Origin of the sequence: Bacillus sp. EKM206B, from assembly GCF_011066015.1 — a bacterium.
GTDB classification, from domain to species: Bacteria; Bacillota; Bacilli; order Bacillales; family Bacillaceae; genus Bacillus; species Bacillus velezensis.
Map to the genome: position 1 here is coordinate 1 of NZ_JAAMNL010000054.1, position 231 is coordinate 231.

Below are 231 nucleotides of genomic sequence, written 5' to 3' on the forward strand. Positions count from 1 at the left end.
CAGCTTGAAGACGGCGGTGTCGGCTACAATATGCCGGCTGTGCTGGAACTGACGGGCCCGCTTGACCGCAGCCGGCTGGAGGAGACGTTCCGGAAGCTTGTGGAGCGGCACGAGTCGCTCAGAACGTCCTTTGAAACGGGGCCTGACGGCGAACCGGTGCAGCGCATCCATGACAACGTACCGTTTCAGCTGGATGAGGCCGAGTCAGCTGACGCATTCGTCCGGCCGTTT

General features: G+C 62.3%; 1 protein-coding gene. It reads left to right on the top strand.

Translation table 11 applies throughout. The features are described 5' to 3' along the window. Window positions 1-231 (top strand): condensation domain-containing protein (locus G9F50_RS20395; RefSeq protein ID WP_165417798.1); only part of this gene is annotated, 231 nt, incomplete at both ends.